The organism is Bacteroides sp. An322 (assembly GCF_002161765.1).
Lineage (GTDB): Bacteria > Bacteroidota > Bacteroidia > Bacteroidales > Bacteroidaceae > Phocaeicola > Phocaeicola merdavium.
On the sequence record NZ_NFIN01000001.1, the window covers coordinates 112,755 to 138,798 of the forward strand.

The following is a 26,044-nucleotide window of genomic DNA, read 5'->3' on the forward strand; positions in this document are numbered from 1 at the left end:
ACAAACTGAATATGAACAAACTGAAATCAGCACTTTGTGTATTCTTGCTTGCCTTAGGGCTGCCGATAACGGCAAAGGAATACACCTATCAGGCAGTAGAAGGCGACCTGATGAATACCCGCATCTATACCCTCGACAACGGATTAAAGGTGTACCTGTCGGTCAATGATGAAACCCCACGCATACAGACATATATCGCCGTACGCACGGGAAGCCGGAACGACCCGCCCGAAACGACCGGACTTGCACACTATCTGGAACATTTGATGTTCAAAGGGACAGAACAATTCGGCACCTCAAATGCAACAGAAGAAGCACCGCTCCTTGATGCGATTGAACAGCATTTCGAAGTGTATCGCACCTTAAAAGATTCGCTCGCCCGCCGGGCTTATTACCACGAGATAGATAGCATCTCGCAACTTGCAGCCCGTTACTTCATCCCGAACGAATATGACAAACTGATGTCATCTATCGGTGCGGAAGGCACCAATGCCTACACCAGCAACGATGTGACCTGCTATGTGGAAAACATCCCTGCCAATGAAGTGGATAACTGGGCACGGATTCAGGCAGACCGATTCCAGAATATGGTTATCCGCGGATTCCATACCGAACTGGAAGCAGTGTATGAAGAATACAACATGGGGCTTGCAAGCGATACAAACAAACTGTTTGACGCCTTAATGGCACTGCTTTTCCCTAACCATCCGTATGGCACGCAAACAACTATCGGTACGCAAGAACATTTGAAAAATCCGTCGATTGTCAATATCAAAAATTACTTTAAGCAATATTACGTGCCCAATAACGTAGCTATCTGTATGGCAGGTGATTTCGACCCCGACCAAGTGATTGCCGTTATCGACAAGTATTTCGGAACTTGGGAACCGAATCCCAATCTCTCACAACCCCAATATGCCCCTATTCCCGAACGCACTACACCGAAAGACACTACGGTAGTAGGACAAGAAGCGGAACGCCTCTACATGGCATGGAAATTCGATAAGGCAGCATCGTTTCAGACTGATACGTTGGATGTAATAGCCGATATGCTTAGCAACGGCAAGGCAGGACTCATGGACCTTGACCTCGACCAACAGATGAAATGGTTAGGCGGAGGAGCATTTACCCTTCCGTTTGCCGAATATTCTGGCTTCGTCATTGCCGGATTCCCGAAAGAAGGACAATCACTCGATGATGTAAAGACCTTGCTTCTCGAAGAAATAGACAAACTGAAGAAAGGAGACTTCAACGAAGATTTGCTCAAAGCGGTAATCAACAACAAGAAACTGGCTTATTACACCACCCTTGAAAGCAACGAAGGACGTGCCGACATATTTGTCAATGCCTTCATCAACCGTCAGGAATGGAGCGATGTGGCAAACCGCATGGACCGCATCTCGAAGATAACCAAACAACAGATAGTAGACTTTGCCAACCGTCATTTCCGCAACAACTACGTAACCGTGTACAAACGCATCGGAAACGACACTTCTATCAAGAAGATAGACAAGCCGCAAATTACCGCTATCCCGACTAACCGCGACATGCAAAGCGCATTTGTAACCGAAATAATCAATTCGAAAACAACCCCTATCCAACCGCGTTTCGTCAATTTTGATAAAGACCTGACCCAAGGAACGACCCAAAACGGCTTGCCAGTGCTTTATGTGAAGAATACCGAAAACGGACGGTTCTCGTTGAATTACTATTTCGACTTCGGTGAGGAAAGCGACAAATGGCTTCCGTATGCAGCCGATTATTGCGAATATCTCGGTACCGACCAAATGAGTGCCGAAGAATTAAAACAAAAATTCTATGAATTGGCATGTGATTTCGACATCAATGTAGGCACCAAGAGCAGCAGCATTGCCCTGCGGGGACTGTCTGAGAATATGTTGCAAGCAATGGCATTAATGGAAAACTTTATTGCTCATGCAAAAGCCGATGCCGAAGCATACGCCCAATATATTGCACTTGAAACCAAATTCCGCAACGATAATAAGCTCAGCCAAGAAAGCAATTTCAATGCATTACGCGCGTATGGCACCTACGGTCCCTATAATCAGGTGCGCAACATTCCTTCCAGCCAAGAGCTGAAAGAAATGAATCCCCAAATGCTGGTTGACAAAATTAAAGCCTTCGGAGGCTACAAACATACCGTATTATATTACGGTCCGATGGAACTGAACGAGCTTATCGCTTCGGTAGATAGCAACCATCCGATAGCCACAAGCCTTGCCGATGCTCCTGCTGGCAAGCCTTATACTTTACAACCCACTCCGAAAAACGAAGTGTTCATCGCTCCGTATGACGCGAAGAATATTTATATGATACAATACCACAACGAGAACCGTGCGTGGGACGCTACACGCCAGCCGGTTATCGACTTGTTTAATGAATATTTCGGAGGAGGCATGAATACGGTTGTGTTCCAAGAATTGCGCGAAGCCAGAGGATTGGCATACAGTGCCGGAGCCAATTATGCCACTCCAGCCTACAAAGGTATGCCCGAATATGCTATGACGTTCATTATTTCGCAAAATGACAAGATGACCGATTGTATCCGTACATTCAACGAAATCATCGACACCATGCCGCAATCGGACAAGGCATTCGAATTGGCAAAACAAGCACTATTGAAACGTCTCGCTACTGCCCGTACCACAAAAATGGGTATTATCAATGCTTATCTCAATGCCAAACACAAAGGCATTGATTACGACATCAACGAGAAAGTGTACAATGCCGTAACCTCACTGACCTTGGACAACATTGCCCGTTTCGAAAAAGAAGCTATGGCAAACAAGCCTTACCGTTACCTCATCCTTGGCAACGAAAAGGAACTTGACATGAAGGCTCTTGAGAAAATCGGTCCAATTAAACGGCTGACTACTGAAGAGATTTTCGGATACTAAAATCAGTTGATAATTGATAGTTGAGGGTTGATAGCCTAATCATAACGGATTGCTTTTATAACTCTCAACTATCAATTAATCAAATAAATTTATTTTTGCAACAAAAAATGATACGGAAAATACAACCACAAGACATCCAAGCCATAACCGACATCTATAACTTCTACGTTGCCCATAGCACAGCCACCTTCGACCTCACTCCCCTCACTCTTGCGGAAATGCAAACCAGGCTGGACGCTATCACGGCGCATCACCCTTGCTTCGTATTCGACACAGACGGAGAAATCGCAGGATATTGCTATGCCCATCCATGGAAAGAACGCGCCGCTTATAGCCAAACATGGGAAACCACGGTCTATGTCGCGCCCGGCAAAGAACGGAAAGGAATCGGCAAGCAGCTCATGAACAAACTTATCGAAACCTGCCGCCAAGCCGAATGCCACTCACTAATAGCCTGCATCACCGAAGGAAACGAAGCCAGTTGCCGCCTGCACGAGGTTTTAGGGTTCACCCAAGTCTCCCGTTTCAAAGAAGTAGGATTCAAATTCGGAAAAACATTAGGGATAGTCGACTATCAACTGATTCTCTAAATAATCCCTACGGTCCGCATACCTCCCAAAGAAGAGCCGGCTCCCACTTTAAACGCATACGGCTTCATCAGCCATCGAAGCCGTATGCGTCGGGCAACGCACCCTGCTTCGTAGCCCGATGAAGCCGTATGCATTTTTGTCAGCAAGCAAATGACATACTGGCAGGACCTCAGCGTTTTCTTTTTTCAATGATTTTTCTTACCTTTGTGTATTCTAACAAACGAAAAGACACATGATGAATCTAACAGAATTATACAGCCGTTTCCTGGAATGCGGAACGGTGACTACAGATAGCCGGAATTGTCCGGAAGGCTCGATGTTTATTGCCCTGAAAGGCGAAACATTCAACGGCAATGCCTTTGCCGCACAGGCATTGGCAAAAGGCTGCCGGTATGCGGTAGTAGACGAAGCGGAATATGCCGGCGAACGGTGCATCTTGGTAGACGATTGCCTGAAGACACTCCAGCAACTGGCAAACTACCATCGGAAACAACTGAAAACACCTGTCATCGGCATCACGGGCACAAACGGAAAGACAACAACCAAGGAATTGGTTTCTTCCGTGCTGGGCAAAAAATACAACATCTTGTTTACCCAAGGCAACTTAAACAACCATATCGGCGTCCCCATGACCTTGCTACGCCTAACGAAAGCGCACCAAATGGCAGTAGTAGAAATGGGAGCCAATCATCCGGGCGAAATCAACACACTGGTACACATTGCCGAACCGGATTACGGACTGATTACCAACGTAGGCAAAGCCCACTTATTGGGCTTCGGCTCCTTCGAGGGAGTCATCAAGACCAAAGGTGAATTGTATGATTATCTGCGCGAGAAAGGCAATGCTACCGTCTTTATCCAAAACGAGAACCCGTATCTGAACGGCATCGCCCACGGATTGAATTGCATACGCTACGGACAGACACCCGGACTTTTCATAAGCGGAAAGCTTACGTCTTGCTCTCCTTTCCTCGCCTTCGAATGGACTTCAGGCGAACACACACATCAAGTACAGACCCGCCTCATCGGTTCTTATAACCTCGACAATGCGCTGGCGGCCATCGCCGTAGGCACATATTTCGGAGTTGCAGCCGAAGACATTTGCCAGGCTTTATCCGAATATACGCCTCAAAACAACCGTTCCCAGCTGGTAGACACCGGACATAACCAACTGATAGTAGATGCCTACAATGCCAACCCCACCAGCATGACGGCAGCACTGGAAAACTTCCGTCAGATAAAGGCAAGCCCTAAAATGGTCATTTTAGGCGACATGCGGGAATTAGGCGAAGCCAGTTTGATAGAACACCAGAAAATTATCCGTCTCTTAGACGAATATCGTTTCGAACGTGTGCTATTAGTAGGTCCTGAATTTGCTAAAGCCACTTCGGCATACGAACATTTTAATAACGTAGACGAAGTAAAGAAAGCCTTGGAACAAAACAAGCCCGAAGGCTTCACGATTCTGATAAAAGGCTCGAACAGCCTGAAGCTGAGCCTGCTTCCAACAAGTTTATAATCACAAAATAATAACCTTATAACGAACCTATTCCATGAAGACCAAACTCAAACCAATTTCTTTTTGCGGTGCTTTCCTTATGCTTGCCGCAATAGGGGCAAATGCCCAAAGTTACAATTGGATAAGCAGCACAGAAGAGGATGTCTGGCAACAGGCAAAAATCAGTCTCCAAAGTAAACCTACCGGTACGGTTGACCTGACAGTAAACGAAAATGAAAAGATTGTCACGTTCAAGGCATGGGGAACCACCTTTAATGAACTAGACTGGGATGCACTTGGTGTGCTGACCCGCAATGAACAGGATGAAATATTACACAACGTATTTTCGCCCGAAGGTGACTTGCGCATTACCCGTGGACGCATTTCTATGGGAGCAAACGATTATGCCCGCTCTTGGTATAGTTGCGATGAAGTGGAAGGTGATTTCGAATTACGTTACTTTAATATCAACCGTGACAAACAGGCGATTATCCCTTTCATACGTGCGGCTCAGAAGTATAATCCGAAACTGACCTTCTGGATATCTCCTTGGTCTCCACCCAGTTGGATGAAAATACATGGTGATTATCCGGTATTGAGCAGCAAATATAACAACCTTTCGCCCCAATTGGATTACCTGCTCTATGGGAACATAGGCGGAAAGACAGACCCTGATGAAATGAAGTTGACGGGCGAACGAAACGGAAAATTCCCCCGCCAATTAGCGACTACAGATTACATGATACAAGACCCGCGTTATTTGCAAACCTATGCCAATAGCTTCTGCAAGTTCATTGACGCGTATAAAGAGCAAGGTATTCCTATTGATATGGTGATTTACCAAAACGAAGCATACAGCTATACGCCTTATCCCGGATGTGCATGGACGGCAGAAGGAACTATCCGCTTCAATAAAGAATACCTTGGACCGACTCTCAAACGTCTGCATCCCGAAGTGAAATTGTACTTGGGCACATTCAATACGAACCGACAAGACCATGTAGAGAAAATCATTGCCGACAAAGAACTTCAAGCCTACATCAGCGGCATGGCTTTCCAATGGGAAGGAAGAGAAGTGCTTCCTTCTATCCGTCAACAACATCCCGAATGGGATTACATCTGTTCGGAAAGCGAATGCGGTTGGGGAAGCTTCGACTGGAAAGCAGGAGAACATACCTTTGAATTGATGAACCATTATCTGGGCAATGGATGCAAAGAATATACATTCTGGAATTTCATCCTGACCGATAATGGTGAAAGCCCCTGGGGCTGGAAGCAGAATGCGTTGATTCGTGTAGACTCGAAAGCACGGACATTTACTTATACGCCTGAATATTATGCCGTAAAGCATTATGCCCATTATATTGGTGCAGGAACGGAAGTGATAGCATACAAGCCGGAAGGTGAGGATAAGAAACCGGTCTTGGTAGTGCGGACTCCAGAAGGGAAATGGGTGGTTATGGTTGGAAACTTCCAAGACACAGAACAATCCTTGACTTTGCAAATCGGGAAACGTTATCTAAACGCTACACTGGCTCCCCATTCAATGCATACATTTGAGATGAGGTAATATTCATAAGGAATTAGGAAGAATTAAGAGAAGGAGTTGAGAAGTTAGGCTTCTTGGTTCCTTCTTTTTTGCCATAAGACAGGGGCGTAGGGATATTCTGAAATGTATTACCGGTTGGCGGGGGTCATCTTCCCTGATGTTTTCAAATAGATTATTTGCAGAAGTCAGAAAAACTTGCAAATATTGCAATAAAAAATTGAACTACATAAAAAAAGAAAGCGAACATGAAACGTAAACTCTTATTCCTGCTCTTGTTCTTATGTGGATATAGCATGGCATACCCTCAACTGGTTCAAGTAGGCGAAGGATATAGCAATACCTCGGTCAATACAACGGTTTTCCGAAATAGTTCGTTAGTGACCGATGGAGATGTGCAATACATCTCTTATTATGACCCCGAAGGCTATTTGGTATTAGGGAAACGGAAACTGAACGAATCCGACTGGACCTTGCAACGTTCTCAATATAAGGGCAATGTGGCAGACGCACACAATGTTATCAGTATGATGGTGGATGGCGAAGGCTATATCCATGTGTCTTTCGATCATCATGGGCATCCGCTCAATTATTGCCGAAGCCTAAAGCCCGGTTCATTGGAATTGGGTCCTAAAGAAGCAATGACCGGTACAGATGAGCAGGATGTGACCTATCCGGAGTTTTATAAAATGCCGGAAGGAGACTTGATATTCGTGTACCGTTCGGGAGCTTCGGGACGGGGAAACCTGATTATGAACCGTTATGACCTCGATACCCATAAGTGGGAGAGAGTGCAGGACATCCTGATAGACGGGGAAGGGCAACGCAATGCCTATTGGCAACTCTATGTAGACGAGAAGGGTACGATTCATCTTTCATGGGTATGGCGGGAAACATGGTTGGTGGAGACCAATCATGACTTGTGCTATGCCAGTTCGCCCGATGGAGGAAAAACGTGGTATAAATCTACGGGTGAGAAATACACGCTTCCTATCCGCAAGGACAATGCCGAATATGCATGGCGCATTCCTCAGAATAGTGAGTTGATTAACCAAACCAGCATGTGTACCGATGCCGACGGGCATCCTTACATCGTGACCTATTGGTGGGAAGCGGATTCGGATGTTCCGCAATACCGGGTCGTATGGAACGACGGGAAGCAATGGCAGATGCGTCCGGTGGTGGAACGTACATTGGCATTTTCCCTGAAAGGCGGAGGTACGAAGATGATACCCATTGCCCGTCCGCGTATTGTGGTAGACGGAAACAAGGCATACTTTGTTTTCCGGGATGCCGAAAGGGGAAGCAAAGTTTCCATGGCATATACCAAGGACTTGAGACAAGGCGAGTGGAAGGTGAAAGACCTGACCGATTTCCCGGTAGAAGCGTGGGAACCCAGCTTGGATACGGAGCTTTGGAAACAACAAAAACGCTTGCATCTTTTCGTCCAGACCACTTATCAGGGAGACGGAGAGAAGACCGTTGATAAAGCTCCTACACCGGTATATGTGTTAGAAGTAGATACGGAGTAGGGTTCATCTGTGTGCTATAAAAAACACATACGGTTGCGTAGCCCGATGCATGCGGGTGAGTTGCCCGATGCAGCCGTATGCGTTTGCTGATGCAGCCTAATGGGATGAAAAACGAATTTATTAACTTAAACCAATAACGACTATGAAACAAGTATGGAAAGGAGCAATGTTATTCTTGCTCACTTTATTACCTTTTGCGAGTGCGCTTGCCAAGCCTACTGAAGCAGAGCAAGTACGGAAAATCATTGATAAGGTCAATCAGCATTGGCAGGCGACTAATTCGCCCGAAGTGCGTTCCTTCTGGGACAATGCGGCTTATCATACCGGAAATATGGAAGCCTATTTCCTGACCGGAAATGAGGCTTATCGTGCTTATTCCGAAGCATGGGCGAAACATAACGAATGGAAAGGCGCAAAGAGCAATAACCGCGCAGAATGGAAATATTCGTATGGAGAGAGTGATGAGTATGTATTGTTCGGCGATTATCAGATTTGCTTCCAGACCTACGCCGACCTGTATATGCTCGACCCGGATGATTATAAAATCCGCCGGGCACGTGAAGTAATGGAATACGAGATGAGCACTCCCAATCACGATTATTGGTGGTGGAGCGACGGTCTGTACATGGTGATGCCGGTCATGACCAAGCTTTATAAGATTACCCATAATCCTCTCTATTTAGAGAAATTGTATGAATACCTGCTTTACTCGGATAGCATCATGTTCGATAAAGACGAGAACCTGTACTATCGTGACGCGAAGTATGTATATCCAAAACACAAAAGCCTGAACGGGAAAAAAGACTTTTGGGCACGAGGTGACGGATGGGTATTGGCTGGTCTGGCTAAAGTATTGAAAGACTTGCCCGAAGATTACGAGCACCGTGCTTTCTTTGTAGAAAAGTTCCAAAAAATGGCGAAAGCCGTTGCGGCTATCCAACAACCCGAAGGCTATTGGACCCGAAGCATGATGGACCCTGAACACGCTCCCGGACCGGAGACAAGCGGAACCGCTTTCTTTACCTACGGCATGTTGTGGGGAGTAAATCACGGTTATTTGGATGAAGCGACCTATATGCCCGTCATTCAGAAGGCATGGAAATACCTGTCGGAAAAGGCTTTGCAAAAAGACGGTTCGGTAGGTTATGTACAACCTATTGGCGAAAAGGCGATACCGGGTCAGGTAGTAGACGCGAAGTCTACGGCTAACTTCGGTGTAGGCGCATTCCTCTTGGCAGCTTGCGAATATGTGCGTTATTTGGAAGCATCTACTCAACCCGACCGGGCTTATTGGTGCCGGCTCGCTTATCAAATGGCTGAACCCGTATTGAGCAATATGGCGAAAGGAGAACTCCAAAAGAACATGCAAGTGGAAGTAAGCCCGACATGGGACGGACGCGACAAGCGGGTGACTTATATGGAGTGCTTCGGACGCCTGATGGCAGGTATCGCTCCGTGGTTAACCTTGCCCGATGATGATACCGAAGAAGGAGCCATGCGCAAACAATTGCGTGAATGGGCATTGAAGGCATATACAAATGCGGTAGACCCCAATTCTCCCGATTACTTATTGTGGCGCAATGAAGGACAACCCTTGGTGGATGCGGCATACGTAGCCGAAAGCTTCCTGCGCGCATTCGACCAATTGTGGATGCCTTTAGACGAAACGACCAAGAAACGCTATATTAAAGAGTTTACCCAGCTTCGACGCATCGACCCGCCTTATACCAACTGGTTGCTTTTCTCGGCGACTATCGAAAGCTTCTTGGCTAAAGCCGGAGCACCGTTCGATATCTATCGCATCAATTCGGCTATCCGTAAAGTGGAAGAATGGTATACAGGAGACGGCTGGTATGCAGACGGACCCTCGTTTGCGTTCGACTATTATAGCAGCTATGTGTTCCACCCCATGTACCTCGAAACTCTTGATGCGTTGATAGATGCCGATAAACATTCACGCCTGGATTATCCCAAATACTATCAGCGTGCCTTGAAACGTGCCCAAAAGTTTAGCTTGATATTGGAACGCTTCATTTCTCCGGAAGGGACTTTCCCTGTATTCGGACGTTCGATTCCTTATCGGATGGCAACGATGCAGCCTTTGGCGCTTATGGCATGGTACAAGGAATTGCCGGCTGGGGTTACTCCGGCTCAAGTGCGTTGTGGATTGACCGCGGTATTGAAACGGATGTTTGCTTCGGGAAACAACTTTAACGAAGGAGGCTTTCTTACTATCGGATTTACGGGCCGCCAGCCTAACATTGCCGATTGGTACACCAATAACGGAAGCCTTTATATGACTTCGCTTGCCTTCCTTCCATTAGGACTTCCTGCATCGGATGCTTTCTGGACCGATGCGCCTCAGGATTGGACTAGCAAGAAAGCTTGGAGTGAACAACCTTTCCCGAAAGATCATCACTGGTCGGATGATATTCAAACAAGAGATTTATACTAACAAATAATAAGAAGTCCTCGCAATTACGGCTCTTTCATTGAAAACACTAAATGGATTCCGCATTTGCCAAATACCTGTAGGGGCAAGGTTTGCCTACCCGAATACATCCACAAATAGAACGGTGATGTCTTCAGGCGGGCAACCCCCGCCCCTACGGTTAAATGAAAGAGTCGTGATTAAAACCCTAACCGCTTGAACTCGCTTTCAAAATTCGGAGTGAACACGCCTGTGCCCAAGGCGTTGCGGATGTCTTCTAAAGTCCAAAAGCGTCCGCCGTCTAATTCTTCGCTGGGAGTGATTGTGCCGTCGTAGGTCGTGCGGTGGCTGAATACCAGTTCCTTCTCGCGGTCGGATTCGAATACATAATGAGTCAATGGTTGAGGCGTGAAGCCGGTGATGCCCAATTCTTCGCGGGCTTCGCGTCTTAATGCCATTTCCACGCTTTCGCCCAAGTCGATATGTCCGCCTACCGAAGTGTCCCATTTGCCCGGCTGTATGTCTTTCCATTCGGGACGCTTTTGCAGGAACAGTTCTCCTTGGCTATTGAATACGTGCAGGTGTACTACGGGATGCAGCAATTTGCTTCCGTTATGGCATTCGCCCCGTGTCGCCGCTCCGGTGATATTGCCTTCCTCATCTACGATGGGGAACATTTCTTTGTTGTTGTCGCTTGTCATATTCAGTATTTTTTCAATGCCGCAAATATACGGATTTTCATCTGATTTATCCGATGTTTCCGGATGAATTATCAGGATGTCTTCGCGGTAAACCACCTGATTCAGGAATTTGTTTTAATCAGTTGAAGAACTCGTATCGGGGAAAGAATACTTCATGGAGCGGTTGTGATATTTTGTATAGAATTAGATAAGATCTCATTAGTGGGGATTCATAAACTTTTGTACCTTTGCGAAAACACATTAGATTATGAAAATGCACAAGAAATCTGTTTATCGTTTTTGTTTGATGGTGGGAGCTTGGCTAGCTTGCACCTCCATGTTTGCCGGAACTCAGGGTGAAGGCAGCGTATTCATTCCGGCGGATGATGCACACATTGTTTATATGGGACGCATCAGCCACCGCATCCCGAAAGCCGTGACGTTCACTTATCCGGGTGTGAGCATCTTTGTCAACTTCGAGGGAACTTCGCTCCGCATGAAAGCCAAACCGGGAAGCGGGGATTTTATGGTAGAGATAGATGACCAGTTGCCTTACCGCATCAGTTTTACAAAGGACGATTCGGTATTGACATTGGCAGAGGGATTGCCCGAAGGCGTACACCGTGCACGTATCATGTATATCTTGGAAGGATTCGAACTGAAGCCGGTGTTCGAAGGCTTCTACGTGGACGAGGGATGTTCGTTGGCTGAGGCTCCCGTATTGCCGGAACGCCGCATCGAGTTTATCGGAAATTCCATTACCTGTGGCTATGGCGTAGAATCGAACGACCGAAACGACCCTTTCACTTACGAAATGGAGAATCATTTCTATACGTATGCGGCAAAGACGGCACGTGCTTTGAATGCGCAACATTTGGTTGTGGCACGTTCGGGCATCGGCATTTACCGGAACTTCGGAGCACCTACTTCCGGAAGCAAAGACTGTTTGCCGGCGATGTATGAACAAGTCATGTTTACCGACCCCACAGAGTTATGGGACCATAGTCTATATACCCCCGATGTGGTCTGCGTAAATTTAGGCACGAATGATACAGGTGACGGCAAGTATGATTTCGGTTTGTTGACCGACGGGTATCGGAAATTTGTCAGTCATTTGCGCGATATCTATCCGAAAGCCAAAATCGTATTATTGAGCGGTTCGATGTTGAGTGGAAAACCATTGGACGATGTGAAGCGGGCTATGGATACGGTAGTGTCAGAACGTAAGCAAGCTGGAGATTCCGAAGTTTACCGTTTCGATATGTCTCCTCAAACAGGTGCGCTGGGATATGGGGCGAATTGGCATCCCTCGATGCGCCAGCAACAGAAGATGGCAAACGAGCTTGCGGCGTATCTGAAGGAATTGATGAATTGGTAAAAGATTATCAATTTGATATAATTTGTTAGGTTAAAAACGATTTGTTATGAAAAAAAACATTGTAATGGCTTGTCTGTTAGTAGCTATGCAGACAGGTGCGTGGGCAAAAGTTGTCTTGCCCGACATTTTAAGTGACAACATGGTGCTTCAACAACAAACTGAAGTGAAGTTGTGGGGAAAAGCCAATCCGAATGCACAAGTGAACATCCGGGTATCGTGGAGCGGACAGACTTACACGGTTCAAAGCGATGCTTCGGGCAAGTGGCTGGCTAAAGTACAGACTCCTGCAGCTACTTACGAAGCACAAAGCATCACATTCTCGGATGGTGAAGAGACCAAACTAAGCAACATCCTTATTGGTGAAGTATGGTTTTGTTCCGGCCAGTCAAATATGGAAATGCCGTTAAACGGTTTCTGGAATTGTCCGATAGAAGGGGCGAATGAGACCATTGCTACCGCTTCGCAATGGAAAGGCATCCGGGTGGCTACGATTGAGAAAAACGGACAGTTGGAGCCTGTGGAAACCTGTCCTGGTAAATGGAAAGTAAGTAATCCGGAAAATGCGCCTGCTTTCAGTGCCACAGCATTCAATTTTGCCATGATGATGAATCGGGTGTTGGATATTCCTATCGGCATTATCAATTGCAGTTGGGGTGGTTCAACCGTAGAAGGATGGCTTCCTGCAAGCATTGTGAAGAATTATTCTGATATTGACTTAAAACGTGACATCCGGAAAGAAGAGCCGCACGACTGGTGGCACTACATGAGCCCGACCATTATGTATAACGGTATGCTGAAGCCTTTGCAGAATTATACCATTAAGGGATTCCTGTGGTATCAAGGCGAATCAAACGTGGGACATCCCGATTATGCCGAACGTCTGAAAACAATGGTAGACTTGTGGCGTAGCGAATGGGGATTAGGCGAACTACCTTTCTATTTCGTGGAAATCGCTCCTTTTGGTTCATACGAGGGGACAGGTAGCGCATTTTTACGTGAACAGCAGTTTAAGGCACAATCTATTATTTCGAATAGCGCATTGATTTCGACCAATGACTTAGTAGAGCCGTATGAAGCGAAGAATATTCACCCGAAGAACAAGACCGATGTGGGCAAGCGTTTGGCTTACTTGGCTTTGGCGAAGACGTATGGCGTGAAAGGCATTGCGGCTACAGGTCCTTCGTATAAGTCAATGGAAGTAAAAGACGGCAGTGTTATCCTCTCTTTCAACAATGCCGAAGACGGATTCAGCCGTTTGAGCGATATGCAAGGATTTGAAGTGGCAGGAAGCGACAAAGTATTCTATCCTGCAAAGGCAGAAGTGTACAATAATCTTCAAATCAAAGTAACATGTGATAAAGTTGCCGCTCCGGTAGCGGTCCGTTATTGTTTCCGCGATTTCCAGCCGGGCAATGTAGCCGGTATGCGTGAACTTCCGCTGTTCCCCTTCCGAACAGATAATTGGTAATAAAATATAAAACCAAATACCAAAAAATGCCAACTTGCCTTATAAACAGACAGGTTGGCATTTCTTATATCTTATCAAGAAAGACTTACCAAATGTTTACTCGATTTTCTGGAGCCACATAAAGCGAATCATCTGGAGTGATATTAAATGCATCATACCATGCTTGAATGTGAGGCAAAGCACCATTTACACGCCATTCGCCCAATGAATGCGGATCAATTTTAGTATATACACGGATTTGTTCATCGCGGATATTACCAGCCCACAAAGTTGCGTATGCTATGAAGAAGCGTTGTTCGGGAGTGAATCCGTCTTTCACTTCCAACGGAGCATCTTTAGTCGCATTTTGGAAAGCCAAGTAAGCGATGTTCAATCCTCCATGATCGGCAATATTCTCTCCTAAAGTCAATTGACCATTTCCGTGCAAACCTGGAAGCACTTCAATGTTATTAAAGAAATCCACCATCACTTGTGCACGTTCTTTGAAACGGTCTGCATCACCTTCTGCCCACCAGTCTTTCAAGTTTCCGTCTTTATCAAACTGACGTCCTTGGTCATCAAATCCGTGAGTCATTTCATGACCGATGACTACACCAATAGCACCATAATTAGCAGCATCATCAGCATTCATGTTAAAGAACGGCGGTTGAAGAATTGCAGCCGGGAAGCAGATTTCGTTGGTAGACGGATTATAATAAGCATTTACCGTTTGCGGAGTCATTAACCATTCGTCTTTGTCTACCGGTTTACCCAAACGGCTCATCATATCATTGAAGCCCCATTCTGCAGCACGACAAATGTTAGCCCAATATGAATCGTTCTTGATTTCCAGTTTTGAATAATCTTTCCATTTATCAGGATAACCTACTTTTACATGGAAAGCATCCAGTTTCTCATGAGCACGCATTTTTGTACTATCGCTCATCCATTCTTGCGCATCAATACGTTCGCCCAAAGCTATTTGCAAATTCTTTACCAGATTAACCATACGTTCCTTGGCTGCTGCAGGGAAGTATTTTTCTACATACATCTGTCCGACCAGTTCTCCTAAAACGCCGTTTACCGAGTTTACAGCACGTTTCCAGCGCGGTTGGTTCACTTGGCGTCCCGACATCACCTTACCGTAGAAATCGAAGCGGGCAGCTACGAAATCATCGCTCAAACAAGATGCAGCTGCATCAAGCAAATTATATTGCAGGTAAGAGATATGTCTAGAAAGCGGAAGAGTCGAAATCAATTTTCCAACTTCTTGAATCGGTTCGATTTGTTCCACATTCAGTTCGGCAGGAGCTTCGATGCCCAAAGCTTTCATGTATGCGTCCCAGTCGATACCTTTGATTTGCTTCTTCAATTCATCGTAAGACATTTTATGATAGTTAGCTTCAGGGTCACGGCGTTCAGTCGCACTTTTCGATACCTTGGCAATAGCGGTTTCGATTTCCATTACATCTGCTACCTTTTGCTGAGCATCAGCTTCCGAGAATCCGGCAAGCGTAAACAATTTGCCGATGTATTTCTTATATTCGTTACGAATATTTTCAGTGATGCTATCGGTATCAAGATAATACGTCTTTTCACCCAAATTGATTCCGCCTTGGCTCATTTGGAATATATTGAGTGAACTATTCTTCGGATCGGCATATACATAACAACTGAAATAAGTGCCGATGCCCTGCGTACGCATCAATTCTGCAGAAGTCGGGATAATTTGGGCTTTATCAGTCAATGCGGCAATTTTATCCAACATCGGTTTGATAGGAGTTACACCTTGTTCATTGAGAGCTACGCTATCCATTGCCAATTTGTACAAATCGCCTACTTTTTGAGCAGTAGTTCCCGCTTCATTTTGCTGTGCTGCTAATCCTTCAATTAACTCACGCAATTGTTTTTGATTGTTCTCAGCCAGTTCATCGAATGTGCCGAAACGTGAATATTCGGCAGTCAAAGGATGTGCGTCATTCCAACCTCCACATGCATAGCGGAAGAAATCAGTACCTGCGGATACGGTAGTGTCCATATTCGCCAAATCAATGCCCGAAGTGTTCGTGGCATTCTTTTGTCCGGTGCAGCCTGCCATTGCCAGTGTAGCAAAAGCAGCTACAGCTACATAATGTTTTGTTTTCATATTGTTATTAATTAAAACTTAATTCTTCATTCTCAATTCTTCATGTTCAAGCGAAAGATTTTCCCATTCGGTTTCAGCTTCAGCTATCTGCTTTTTCAAGACCTGATGAGCTTCATAGAGTTTCATATCAGAAGCTCCTTCGGGAGTTGCCATTCTGGCTTCCAATTGAGCAACTTGTTCCTCCATATCACCGATAGAGTTTTCCAAACTCTCAATCTGTTTCTCCAACTTACGGATTTTGCGGTTCAACTCTTTTTGAGCTTCATACGAAAGTTTACCTTCGCTTGCAGGTTCTTTTTCTTCTTTTTCCTTCGGCTTGGAAAACGATGAAGAAAGTTGCAACTCATTCAAATTTTCCATATTTTTCTTTTGAAGGAAATCGTAAATACCCCCAATATGTTCTTTCACCAAACCACCTCCAAACTCATACACTTTAGTCACTAAACCATCAAGGAACTCGCGGTCATGAGAAACAACAATCGCTGTACCGTCAAATTCACGGATAGCGTCTTTCAATACATCTTTCGAACGCATATCCAAATGGTTGGTAGGCTCGTCCAATATAAGTAAGTTCACCGGTTCAAGCAGGAGCTTTATCATTGCCAACCGGCTCCTTTCACCTCCCGAAAGCACTTTTACCTTCTTGTCAGAAGCCTCGCCTCCAAACATGAATGCCCCTAAAATATCACGTATCTTCAACCGGATATCCCCTTTGGCTACTTGGTCAATCGTATCAAATACTGTCAGATTCTCATCCAACAATTGTGCCTGATTTTGTGCAAAATACCCTATTTGCACATTATGCCCAATAGTCAATTTCCCCTCAAAAGGAATTTCATCCATAATGCATTTCACTAACGTTGACTTTCCTTCGCCATTCTTTCCGACAAACGCCACTTTCTCTCCTCGATGAATCGTCAGATTTACATCGTGAAATACGACATGGTCCCCATACGCTTTTTTCAAATTCTCACATATTACCGGATAATTACCCGAACGAATGGCAGGAGGAAATTTCAAGCGCAAGGCAGAAGTGTCTTCCTCATCAATTTCGATAGGGACAATCTTTTCCAATTGTTTGATACGGCTTTGCACCTGTACGGCTTTAGTGGCTTTATAGCGAAAGCGTTCGATAAATTCTTCGGTGTCTTTTATTTCTTTCTGCTGGTTTTCGTAAGCACGAAGTTGCTGTTCCCGGCGTTCTTTCCGAAGAACGACAAACTGGTCGTAAGGCACTTTGTAATCGTAGATATGTCCGCAAGAGATTTCAATAGTACGATTGGTTACATTATTAATAAAAGCCCGGTCGTGACTTACTAGCACAACGGCTCCCGGTTCCATTTTCAAGAAATTCTCCAACCATTGAATACTCTCAATATCCAGATGATTGGTAGGCTCATCTAAAAGCAAGACATCCGGATGACGCAACAAAAGTTTTGCCAACTCAATACGCATACGCCAGCCTCCGCTAAATTCACTTGTAGGGCGGTCAAAATCAGAACGATTAAAACCTAACCCCACTAAAGTACGCTCGATTTCTGCTTTATAATTTGTGCCTCCCATCATCAAAAAGCGTTCATTTTCATGCGTAAAACGGTCTATCAATTCATGATAACTTTCCGAATCATAATCTGTACGATCAGCAAGTTCTTGATTCATTTTCGCTAACCGGTCTTGCATCTCGAAAATATGTTCAAATGCCATTTCAGCCTCAGCCCTTACCGTACGTGTGTCGCTCAATATCATAACCTGAGGCAAATATCCAATGGTTATTCCCCGTTGAACAGCAACAACTCCTGCAGTAGGATGTTGAAGCCCGGCAAGAATCTTCAGCATCGTAGATTTTCCTGCACCATTCTTGCCGACCAAGGCTATACGGTCTTTCTTATTGATGACAAATGAAACATTTTCGAATAACGGAGTCACACCAAACTCCACCTTCAAACTTTCTACAGAAATCATATATTCGTCTTTACTTTACAAAATGCAGGCAAAGGTAGCATTTATTTTTAGTATTTTGCGCATAAAACCAGAAAATAAACGCAGAGACTCAAAAGCGCAAAGAATAAATTTAGAAAAGGCAAAGCTCACAGAGAATAAAAAAACCTGCGACCTTTGCCTCCTCAAAAAAATAAAAAACTTTGCGTTTCTGCGTCTCTGCGTTTGCTTTCAAATCATTATTCGGTGTAACGTTCGATGGTCTGTGCACGGTCGGGACCTACCGATACAATCTTAATCGGTGTTCCGAGTTGTTCTTCCAAGAACGAGATGTATGCATTGAACTCTTCAGGGAATTCGTCTTCACTGGTCATCTTCGTCATATCGGTTTGCCAACCTGGCATTTCCACATAAACAGGTTCTACACCTTCTGTAATATCAAACGGGAAATCACTGGTTTCTTCACCGTTTACCTTATAAGCTACACATGCTTTTACCGTAGGGAATCCGTCGAGCACATCGCTCTTCATCAGGATAAGCTGAGTAACGCCGTTCACCATAATCGCATAGCGCAACGCTACCAAGTCCACCCATCCGCAACGGCGTTCGCGTCCGGTTACGGCTCCGTATTCATGCCCCAAGTCACGGATGGTCTTGCCGGTTTCATCAAACAATTCAGTAGGGAACGGTCCTGCACCTACACGGGTGCAATAGGCTTTCATGATACCATATACTTCACCAATCTTATTCGGTCCTAAGCCTAAACCGGTACAAGCACCTGCACAAATGGTATTAGAAGAAGTGACAAATGGATATGAACCGAAATCAACATCAAGCATCGTGCCTTGTGCGCCTTCGCACAATACGCTCTTACCTTCATTCAAGAGACGGTTTATCTCATGTTCACTGTCTACCAAATGGAATTGACGTAAATATTCAATACCTTCCAACCATTGTTTCTCTACTTCAGTTATATCATATTCATAATTCAGACTCTTCAGAATCTTCTCATGACGTGCTTTAGCAGCAGCATATTTCTCATCAAAGTTATGCAAAATATCCCCTACACGCAATCCATTACGACTTACTTTATCTGTATAAGTCGGTCCGATACCTTTCCCGGTAGTCCCTACTTTCGAATCGCCTTTAGCAGCTTCGTATGCCGCATCCAATACGCGGTGAGTAGGCAGGATAAGATGTGCTTTCTTTGAGATGTGCAAACGTTCTTTCAACGGATGTCCGCTTGCTTCGAGTGCTTCAGCTTCAGCCTTGAACAAAGCCGGGTCAAGCACCACGCCGTTTCCGATAATATTGACTTTATCTCCTTGGAATATTCCCGAAGGAATCGAACGGAGTACATATTTCTGACCTTCAAATTCCAGTGTATGACCGGCATTAGGCCCTCCTTGGAAACGAGCAACCACATCATAACGCGGGGTCAGTACATCTACGACCTTCCCTTTTCCTTCATCGCCCCATTGCAAACCTAACAATACATCTACTTTCATATATTTAAGTTTTTAAGTTTTTGAATTCTTTCTACGTTTGGCTGCCATGCATTTATTACACAATCCATATATATATAAGGAATAATGCAATACATGAAAACCTTTTACCTTCGTATCCACAATAGCCTGTTTCAGATTCTCGTCTTCAAACTCGGACACTTTTCCACACGAAGTACAAATTATATGATGATGCGTCTCATTGTTGTACGAACGCTCATATTGAGAAGTGTTACCAAACTGATGTTTAATCACCAGCCCTGCATCAATCAACAAGATAATCGTATTATACAATGTCGCACGACTGACCCGGAATTTTTCCTTTTCAGCCATATACGAATATAACATATCAATGTCAAAATGTCCCTTAATGGAATAGATAGTATCGAGTATAGCATAGCGTTCGGGCGTCTTTCGATGTCCGTTCTTCTGCAGATAATCTGTCAGAATCTGTTTTACTTTTTCTCTGATATTCTCTTCCATTCAGTCAGTCATTTGGGGTCAAAGTTAATCTTTTTTACGTAATTCTGAAAAGGATTCTTTGGAAATTTTAATTCTCAATTTCCAAAGCCAGCAAACGCACTTCGGGATTCTCCGATTTCAAATAGTGTGCCAATTGTCTTCTAAGCCCTTTACGGTGCTGCTCCGATTGCCCTGCATACTTACGCAATGCCAATGCAGCAGCTTTACGCACTGTAAAATACTCACTTTCAATCGAAGTCAACGCTTGGTCTAAAAATTCAGCTTCAGCACGTTCGTTCAGAACCAAGCCTTTACCCAACAGACGTGCCATGAGCAGGAAACCGCACAACTGGAAGTATTCACGTTCATCGGCAATCCATTGAAAAACAACGTCTGAAGCGTACGGAAGGCGTTGAAAAAGATTCATTACAGTATATTCAGCCAATTCCGGATACCGCATGTCCTCTATCCATATCTCTGCAATTTCAGGATAGAACGTCTCTACCGGTTGAAGCAAGCCTGCCATAATCTTACATTCACGGATATTTTCTTTCCATAATGCTTGAGCTAATTCATGATTGGCTGCATATCCTGCCGCTATCTCTTTTATGCGAGGATATTCAATGCCGAAATTGATTTTATAGTCCATCCCTTTTTCTCGCATACTCTGCGATACGGGTCCATTCATATACAAACGGAACTTTGACTTGATTTCTTTCAATATTTCATGTAAATCCATACCTCTATTATAAATTCGAATATTCACGGCTATAGCGTAACATCTGTTCGGCATAACCTTCGGTATAAGACACTTGCACATCGGTCACATTGCCTTCCGCATCGGTTTGCAGCGTATAAACCGGATTAACAAAGCCTTTATAGGGAGCCAGATGAAGACGTTCGTAGCGTTGCAACACTTCGACATGCAATTCCGGGTCTACCTGTACGCCATAGTCTTCCACCAAACGGCGTGCTGCTTCATAATCCCCTTCGCTTTTGATGCGTTGCACTTCTGCCAATAATTTCCCGAACAAGACACGGAGCTGCATGTAATCATTGACCCGCACGTAGTTTTTCCCTTCACGTACTACCATTTCCACCACATTTGCTTCCCGTCCTTGTTCCAATGCCCAGCGGGCAATCAACTGGCGGTTCCGCATGTGAGCTTCTTCCACTGTACGCCCAGGCTCTATCCGTACCAATTGAGTCATCAACCCGTTCATCATATACGAATAATATTCGGCTTTATAAGCTTCGGCATCGGGAACCAATCCTAATTCCACCAATTTAGCGTCAGCAAGATAATACAATCCGAACAAGTCGGCACGGGCTTCCTCAATGGTCGAGCCGTAAGCTTTCAGGGCATCTGCATCTACCCCCGGAAGTAATTTGCCAGACCCGTGCCCCAAGCATTCGTGCAAGTCTGTATGCAAATCATCGGTTATATCCGCATAAGTATCCAATAGCTTAAGTTCTTCTTCACTATATACAAATTCTTCCCGGAATCCGTTGCCACGTGCGGCACGATTATAGGCTTCAGTCAGATTTCCAATTGTCACTGATTTCGAACCATGTACACTCCGTATCCAATTTGAGTTCGGCAAATTAATGCCAATTGCCGTTGAAGGATATAAATCACCTGCAAGAATAGCCGCTGTTATGACTTTCGCCGATACGCCTTTTACCGTCTCCTTCTTAAAACGTACATCTACCGGCGAATGGTCTTCAAACCATTGTGCCTGACTACTGATAATTTCAGTCCGCCGTGTAGCTTCAGTATCTTTAAAGTCTACTATCGATTCCCAACTAGCTTTCATTCCCAACGGATCACCATAACTTTCAATAAATCCGTTTACGAAATCGATATGCGATGCCGTATCTTTCAACCACGCAATGGAATAAGCATCAAACGTGTGCAAATCACCCGTACGATAAAAATCTATCAAGAGACGGATGACTTCATGCTGGGTTTCGTTTTCAGCGATTGCCTTGGCTTTCTCTAACCAATCAACAATCTTTTCAAGGGCTGCCGAATACATACCTCCCAATTTCCACACTTGTTCCTGCATCTGTCCGTTTTCTTTTACCAAACGGCTGTTCATCCCATACATAACCGGCTCTGTTTGACTTCCTTTTGCCTTTTGAACAGCATAAAACGCCTCTGCCTCCTCTTGCGTCACCCCTTCGTAATAATTTGCAGCCGAAGTCAATACCAAATCTTCCCCATCTACCTGATTTACTCGTTTCGACATGACTTCCGGATCGAAAATCACGGGAAAAAGTTTATCGCACATGTCCTGTACTGTTTCTCCTTTACCCAAAGGCAACACCGCCACCTCAACCGATGCAATCAAATCCGTAAGGTATTCTGCCGAGAATCCGGGAACAAACTTATCGCAAGCATAATGATGATGAATGCCGTTTGAAAACCATACCCGTTTCAGGTAGACTTCAAACTGTTGAAAATCTGCTGTTGTCCGGTCTCCTTGACAATGTATGTAAATGGCTTCCAGCAGTTTTCTGATTTGTAAGTTGTATTTCCCATTTTGGTCAAACAATATGTCCCTGCCTTCCAATGCTGCCTGCGAAAGGTAGTATACCAGCATCTTCTGTCTCAAGGACAATTGTTCAAACCCCGGTACACGGTAACGCAATATCTGCAAGTCTGCAAACTGCTCTACCGTATAATGAAATGTTTCTTCCATGTTGAGCTTCTAAATTTTTGAATTTACAAGTTTCCGTTTCCGGTAACCATTCGGAGTTTCCCCGACATTCTTATAAAAAGCAGCATAAAACGACTGGCGGTTTGAAAATCCAACCATGGCACTGATTTCTTCCACATTCTTGTCGGCATACCGTTTGTCAACCAATAAATGCATCGCATCTTTAATACGATATTCATTTACCAGACACGAATAATTCATTCCAAAACGGGAATTAATCACTGCCGACAAATAACGTGTATTTGTTTTCAACTCTTTCGCCAAATTTTTAGCTGAATATTCCGGATCTTTGTATTTTTTGTGCAATACCAAGATCTCTAGAATCTTATCATATAATTCATCTGCCAGTTCTGCGCGAATCATGTCACGGTAAGCAGCTTCTTTTATTTTACGTTCATGCATATTATAAGGTTTCCTCTCGGAAGTTACAATATGCTCCAATTCTTTTTTTGTTGTTTCTCCCATCTGTCTCTGTTTTTTATTGAATAGTTATATTTATACAAAAATCGCAAGTTTTTTTCTATTCTACAATAAATCCTTGGCTTATTTTTCACAATACACTATTTTTTAGCAATAATTTCTATTTTTATTATCTTTGTGCCCGATAAATGAACGCACTTATGTACAAAATACTTAAATCCTATTTCGGATACACCAGTTTCCGTCCTCTGCAAAAAGAGATTATTACCTGCATCCTTCAGAAAAAGGACACATTGGTATTGATGCCTACCGGAGGAGGCAAATCTCTTTGTTACCAAATCCCAGCTTTAATGACGGAAGGGACTGCTATCGTTGTCTCTCCCTTGATTTCCTTAATGAAAGACCAAGTAGAAGCCTTGCAAGACAACGGAATCATTGCCCGTGCATTAAACAGCACGAATGACGAAACCGCCGATGCTGCCATCCGTTTCGAATGCCGTCAGGGAAGGGTCAAACTATTGTATATTTCTCCCGAACGCTTATTGAACGAAATCAATTTTCTATTGAAGGATATCCGTATTTCCTTGTTCGCCATCGATGAAGCTCATTGTATTTCCCAATGGGGACACGACTTCCGTCCCGAATACACGCGCCTAAATATCCTTCGGGAACAATTCCCTCAAGTGCCCATTGTAGCCCTGACCGCTACTGCCGACAAAATTACCCGCCAGGATATACTGAAGCAATTATCCATGCGTGACCCGCAAGTTTTCATTTCATCTTTTGACCGTCCCAACCTCAGCCTTGACGTAAAACGCGGTTATCAGCAAAAAGAGAAAAACCGTACGATTCTTGAATTTATCAACCGCCGTGCGGGAGAAAGCGGCATCATCTATTGCATGAGCCGGAACACGACCGAAAAAGTGGCTGATATGCTGGAAGAACACGGCATATCTACAGCGGTCTATCATGCCGGACTCAGCACAGCTGCCCGCGATGCAGCACAAGAAGACTTCATCAATGACCGTGTACAAGTGGTTTGCGCCACAATTGCTTTCGGAATGGGTATCGACAAATCAAATGTCCGTTGGGTCATCCATTATAACCTTCCCAAAAGCATCGAAAGCTTTTATCAGGAAATCGGACGAGCCGGCAGAGACGGCTTGCCCAGCGACACCTTGCTGTTCTATTCGTTTGCCGATATTGTATTATTGTCCCGTTTTGCCAATGAAAGCGGCCAGCAAGAGCTGAATATGGAAAAACTGAAACGCATGCAGCAATATGCCGAAGCCGATATTTGCCGAAGACGCATCTTATTGAACTATTTCGGTGAGAGCATGGAGCATGATTGCGGCAATTGTGATGTATGCCGTAACCCTCCCCAACGTTTCAACGGCACTATCTTGGTTCAAAAAGCATTAAGCGCCATAGCCCGCACCGACCAGCAGATAGGAACCAGCACCTTAATTGATATATTAAAAGGGGCAGCCAGTGCAGATATTATCGAGCGAGGATATGACAAACTGAAGACATACGGCGTGGGACGAGACATCCCGGCACGCGACTGGCAAGATTACTTACTGCAAATGCTGAATTTGGGTTACTTCGAAGTGGCTTATAACGAAAAGAACCATTTGAAAATCACGGAAGCCGGGAAAAAAGTACTATTCGGACACGAACAAGCCCAACTGGTGGTTATCAAGCGGGAAGCGTATGAAGCCAAAAACAAACAGAAAAAGAAAAGGGCTGAACCTCAAGCTCAAGCATTACCAATGGTATTTGAAAATGAAAACGACCAATTGTTCGAAGCGTTACGGGTACTCCGGAAAAAACTCGCCGACCAGCAAGCGATTCCTGCCTATATCGTTTTGTCTGACAAAGTGCTTCACCTGCTCGCATCTTCCAAGCCCGTCACAATCGAGGCATTTGGCGAAATCAGCGGCATCGGCGAATATAAGAAAGAACGGTACGGAAAAGATTTTATCAAAGTCATCCGTCAGTTTGTCCCACAATCTGAATAAATCCGTCACCTCTTAATCTCCGATGCTGGTTTCCGTCAACATGCGTTCCAGTTCTTCGGGAGTCAGGCGCAAATGGAATTCTCCTTGATAGGCTATGGAAATTCCCCCGGTCTCTTCCGAGACAATGATAGCCATCGCGTCCGTTTCTTGCGAAATGCCTAAAGCGGCGCGATGCCTCAATCCCAACTCTTTCGGGATATTCAGATTATGGGATACCGGCAAAATACAGCCAGCCGCCTTGATACGTTTATGGCTGATAATCATTGCCCCGTCGTGTAAAGGACTGTTTTTGAAGAAGATATTCTCTATCAGGCGTTGGTTGATACTGGCATCAATGATATCGCCAGTCCGGGCAATGTCATCCAACGGGAAGTCACGTTCCATGACTATTAATGCCCCCACTTTCCCTTTGCTCATATTCAGGCACGCCATAACGATAGGCATAATGTCTTCTTTTCCCCGTTCGCCTTTCTGCCCTCCTTTAAAGAAACGGAACAGGCTGCTGGTCCGATGGCGCGAACCCAACGAAAGAAGAAAATGCCTGATTTCATCTTGAAACAATACGATAAGGGCTATGACTCCCACGCTTACCAATTTATCGAAAATGGAACCTAAGAGCCTCATCTGCAACACTTGAGAAACAATGACCCAAATCACGATAAAAATCAAGATGCCTGTAAACACGTTGATAGAACCTGAGGCTTTCATCAACTTGTAGGTCTTATATAACAAGAAAGCGACAAGCAAGATGTCAATGACATCCTTTACGGTAAGTATAGTAAAACTGAACGGCATGGCTATGAACGTTT

19 protein-coding genes are annotated in these 26,044 nt (G+C 44.7%); 9 read left to right on the plus strand and 10 right to left on the minus strand.

Annotated features, from left to right (window positions below; all coding sequences use genetic code 11):
* The first annotated feature begins 11 nt into the window (after positions 1 to 11).
* Together B5F91_RS00435 and B5F91_RS00440 are read left to right on the plus strand one after the other, a co-directional pair.
* The gene (locus B5F91_RS00435) at positions 12 to 2,918 is read left to right on the plus strand and encodes a M16 family metallopeptidase (protein WP_087427162.1); all 2,907 of its coding nucleotides are present in this window, start codon (positions 12 to 14) and stop codon (positions 2,916 to 2,918) included.
* Between the two features lie 107 nt (positions 2,919 to 3,025).
* Entirely contained in the window at positions 3,026 to 3,508 is a 483-nt protein-coding gene (locus B5F91_RS00440; protein WP_087427163.1) for a GNAT family N-acetyltransferase, read from the plus strand.
* Here B5F91_RS00440 and B5F91_RS15085 read toward each other — a convergent pair.
* Complete coding sequence (locus B5F91_RS15085; RefSeq protein ID WP_158099871.1) at positions 3,505 to 3,642, minus strand: hypothetical protein; 138 nt, start codon at positions 3,640 to 3,642, stop codon at positions 3,505 to 3,507. The genes B5F91_RS00440 and B5F91_RS15085 overlap by 4 nt on opposite strands.
* Positions 3,643 to 3,743: 101 nt before the next feature.
* On the opposite strand from B5F91_RS15085, the gene murF reads away from it, so the two are divergent.
* The 4 genes from murF to B5F91_RS00460 all read left to right on the plus strand — a co-directional run bounded on the left by murF (position 3,744) and on the right by B5F91_RS00460 (position 10,539).
* Positions 3,744 to 5,027 (plus strand): UDP-N-acetylmuramoyl-tripeptide--D-alanyl-D-alanine ligase, encoded by a 1,284-nt coding sequence (gene murF, locus B5F91_RS00445; RefSeq protein ID WP_087427270.1) that lies wholly within the window; start codon positions 3,744 to 3,746, stop codon positions 5,025 to 5,027.
* A 79-nt stretch (positions 5,028 to 5,106) separates the two neighbouring features.
* Positions 5,107 to 6,576, plus strand: coding sequence for a beta-glycosidase (locus tag B5F91_RS00450; protein ID WP_239416121.1), 1,470 nt, complete (start codon positions 5,107 to 5,109; stop codon positions 6,574 to 6,576).
* Between the two features lie 224 nt (positions 6,577 to 6,800).
* Complete coding sequence (locus B5F91_RS00455; protein ID WP_087427165.1) at positions 6,801 to 8,084, plus strand: BNR repeat-containing protein; 1,284 nt, start codon at positions 6,801 to 6,803, stop codon at positions 8,082 to 8,084.
* Between the two features lie 142 nt (positions 8,085 to 8,226).
* Positions 8,227 to 10,539, plus strand: a complete 2,313-nt coding sequence (locus tag B5F91_RS00460; protein WP_144025034.1) for a DUF2264 domain-containing protein — start codon at positions 8,227 to 8,229, stop codon at positions 10,537 to 10,539.
* 176 nt (positions 10,540 to 10,715) lie between these two features.
* Here the strand turns inward: B5F91_RS00460 and B5F91_RS00465 are convergent, their stop codons facing one another.
* Positions 10,716 to 11,216: an NUDIX domain-containing protein gene (locus B5F91_RS00465; protein WP_087427272.1), complete on the minus strand. Its 501-nt coding sequence runs from the start codon at positions 11,214 to 11,216 to the stop codon at positions 10,716 to 10,718.
* Between the two features lie 247 nt (positions 11,217 to 11,463).
* On the opposite strand from B5F91_RS00465, the gene B5F91_RS00470 reads away from it, so the two are divergent.
* Both B5F91_RS00470 and B5F91_RS00475 read left to right on the plus strand, forming a co-directional pair.
* Complete coding sequence (locus B5F91_RS00470; protein ID WP_087427166.1) at positions 11,464 to 12,573, plus strand: SGNH/GDSL hydrolase family protein; 1,110 nt, start codon at positions 11,464 to 11,466, stop codon at positions 12,571 to 12,573.
* 46 nt (positions 12,574 to 12,619) lie between these two features.
* Positions 12,620 to 14,041 (plus strand): sialate O-acetylesterase, encoded by a 1,422-nt coding sequence (locus B5F91_RS00475; RefSeq protein WP_087427167.1) that lies wholly within the window; start codon positions 12,620 to 12,622, stop codon positions 14,039 to 14,041.
* A gap of 85 nt (positions 14,042 to 14,126) precedes the next feature.
* Here B5F91_RS00475 and B5F91_RS00480 read toward each other — a convergent pair whose 3' ends face one another.
* From B5F91_RS00480 to B5F91_RS00510, 7 genes are all read right to left on the minus strand, one after another.
* Positions 14,127 to 16,166 carry a M13 family metallopeptidase gene (locus B5F91_RS00480; protein ID WP_087427168.1) on the minus strand — a complete coding sequence of 680 codons (2,040 nt, stop codon included), beginning with the start codon at positions 16,164 to 16,166 and terminating at the stop codon, positions 14,127 to 14,129.
* A gap of 18 nt (positions 16,167 to 16,184) precedes the next feature.
* Entirely contained in the window at positions 16,185 to 18,128 is a 1,944-nt protein-coding gene (locus B5F91_RS00485; protein ID WP_087427169.1) for an ABC-F family ATP-binding cassette domain-containing protein, read from the minus strand.
* 215 nt (positions 18,129 to 18,343) lie between these two features.
* Positions 18,344 to 19,612 carry an adenylosuccinate synthase gene (locus B5F91_RS00490; RefSeq protein ID WP_087427170.1) on the minus strand — a complete coding sequence of 423 codons (1,269 nt, stop codon included), beginning with the start codon at positions 19,610 to 19,612 and terminating at the stop codon, positions 18,344 to 18,346.
* A gap of 12 nt (positions 19,613 to 19,624) precedes the next feature.
* On the minus strand, positions 19,625 to 20,092 hold the full coding sequence (locus B5F91_RS00495) for a transcriptional repressor (protein WP_087427171.1): 468 nt from the start codon (positions 20,090 to 20,092) through the stop codon (positions 19,625 to 19,627).
* A gap of 67 nt (positions 20,093 to 20,159) precedes the next feature.
* Positions 20,160 to 20,810 carry a DNA alkylation repair protein gene (locus tag B5F91_RS00500; protein ID WP_087427172.1) on the minus strand — a complete coding sequence of 217 codons (651 nt, stop codon included), beginning with the start codon at positions 20,808 to 20,810 and terminating at the stop codon, positions 20,160 to 20,162.
* A gap of 7 nt (positions 20,811 to 20,817) precedes the next feature.
* Complete coding sequence (locus B5F91_RS00505) at positions 20,818 to 22,776, minus strand: dihydrofolate reductase (protein ID WP_087427173.1); 1,959 nt, start codon at positions 22,774 to 22,776, stop codon at positions 20,818 to 20,820.
* A gap of 9 nt (positions 22,777 to 22,785) precedes the next feature.
* A complete protein-coding gene (locus B5F91_RS00510; protein ID WP_087427174.1) occupies positions 22,786 to 23,259 on the minus strand; it encodes a helix-turn-helix domain-containing protein in 474 nt (157 codons plus the stop codon).
* 155 nt (positions 23,260 to 23,414) lie between these two features.
* Here B5F91_RS00510 and recQ point away from each other — a divergent pair, with 155 nt between their 5' ends.
* Positions 23,415 to 25,235: a DNA helicase RecQ gene (gene recQ, locus B5F91_RS00515; protein ID WP_087427175.1), complete on the plus strand. Its 1,821-nt coding sequence runs from the start codon at positions 23,415 to 23,417 to the stop codon at positions 25,233 to 25,235.
* A gap of 12 nt (positions 25,236 to 25,247) precedes the next feature.
* Here recQ and cdaA read toward each other — a convergent pair whose 3' ends face one another.
* Positions 25,248 to 26,030, minus strand: coding sequence for a diadenylate cyclase CdaA (cdaA, locus tag B5F91_RS00520; protein ID WP_087427176.1), 783 nt, complete (start codon positions 26,028 to 26,030; stop codon positions 25,248 to 25,250).
* Positions 26,031 to 26,044: the final 14 nt, after the last annotated feature.

Excerpts from the sequence above, each read along its gene's own strand:
- B5F91_RS00460 (WP_144025034.1), top strand. The coding sequence starts at position 8,227 with ATGAAACAAGTATGGAAAGGAGCAATGTTATTCTTGCTCACTTTATTA.
- B5F91_RS00475 (WP_087427167.1), top strand. The coding sequence starts at position 12,620 with ATGAAAAAAAACATTGTAATGGCTTGTCTGTTAGTAGCTATGCAGACA.
- B5F91_RS00490 (WP_087427170.1), bottom strand. The coding sequence starts at position 19,612 with ATGAAAGTAGATGTATTGTTAGGTTTGCAATGGGGCGATGAAGGAAAA.
- B5F91_RS00465 (WP_087427272.1), bottom strand. The coding sequence starts at position 11,216 with ATGACAAGCGACAACAACAAAGAAATGTTCCCCATCGTAGATGAGGAA.
- B5F91_RS00440 (WP_087427163.1), top strand. The coding sequence starts at position 3,026 with ATGATACGGAAAATACAACCACAAGACATCCAAGCCATAACCGACATC.
- B5F91_RS00485 (WP_087427169.1), bottom strand. The coding sequence starts at position 18,128 with ATGATTTCTGTAGAAAGTTTGAAGGTGGAGTTTGGTGTGACTCCGTTA.
- B5F91_RS00450 (WP_239416121.1), top strand. The coding sequence starts at position 5,107 with ATGCTTGCCGCAATAGGGGCAAATGCCCAAAGTTACAATTGGATAAGC.
- cdaA (WP_087427176.1), bottom strand. The coding sequence starts at position 26,030 with ATGCCGTTCAGTTTTACTATACTTACCGTAAAGGATGTCATTGACATC.
- B5F91_RS00505 (WP_087427173.1), bottom strand. The coding sequence starts at position 22,776 with ATGGAAGAAACATTTCATTATACGGTAGAGCAGTTTGCAGACTTGCAG.
- B5F91_RS00435 (WP_087427162.1), top strand. The coding sequence starts at position 12 with ATGAACAAACTGAAATCAGCACTTTGTGTATTCTTGCTTGCCTTAGGG.
- recQ (WP_087427175.1), top strand. The coding sequence starts at position 23,415 with ATGTACAAAATACTTAAATCCTATTTCGGATACACCAGTTTCCGTCCT.
- B5F91_RS00495 (WP_087427171.1), bottom strand. The coding sequence starts at position 20,092 with ATGGAAGAGAATATCAGAGAAAAAGTAAAACAGATTCTGACAGATTAT.
- B5F91_RS15085 (WP_158099871.1), bottom strand. The coding sequence starts at position 3,642 with ATGCATACGGCTTCATCGGGCTACGAAGCAGGGTGCGTTGCCCGACGC.
- B5F91_RS00455 (WP_087427165.1), top strand. The coding sequence starts at position 6,801 with ATGAAACGTAAACTCTTATTCCTGCTCTTGTTCTTATGTGGATATAGC.
- murF (WP_087427270.1), top strand. The coding sequence starts at position 3,744 with ATGAATCTAACAGAATTATACAGCCGTTTCCTGGAATGCGGAACGGTG.
- B5F91_RS00470 (WP_087427166.1), top strand. The coding sequence starts at position 11,464 with ATGAAAATGCACAAGAAATCTGTTTATCGTTTTTGTTTGATGGTGGGA.
- B5F91_RS00500 (WP_087427172.1), bottom strand. The coding sequence starts at position 20,810 with ATGGATTTACATGAAATATTGAAAGAAATCAAGTCAAAGTTCCGTTTG.
- B5F91_RS00480 (WP_087427168.1), bottom strand. The coding sequence starts at position 16,166 with ATGAAAACAAAACATTATGTAGCTGTAGCTGCTTTTGCTACACTGGCA.
- B5F91_RS00510 (WP_087427174.1), bottom strand. The coding sequence starts at position 23,259 with ATGGGAGAAACAACAAAAAAAGAATTGGAGCATATTGTAACTTCCGAG.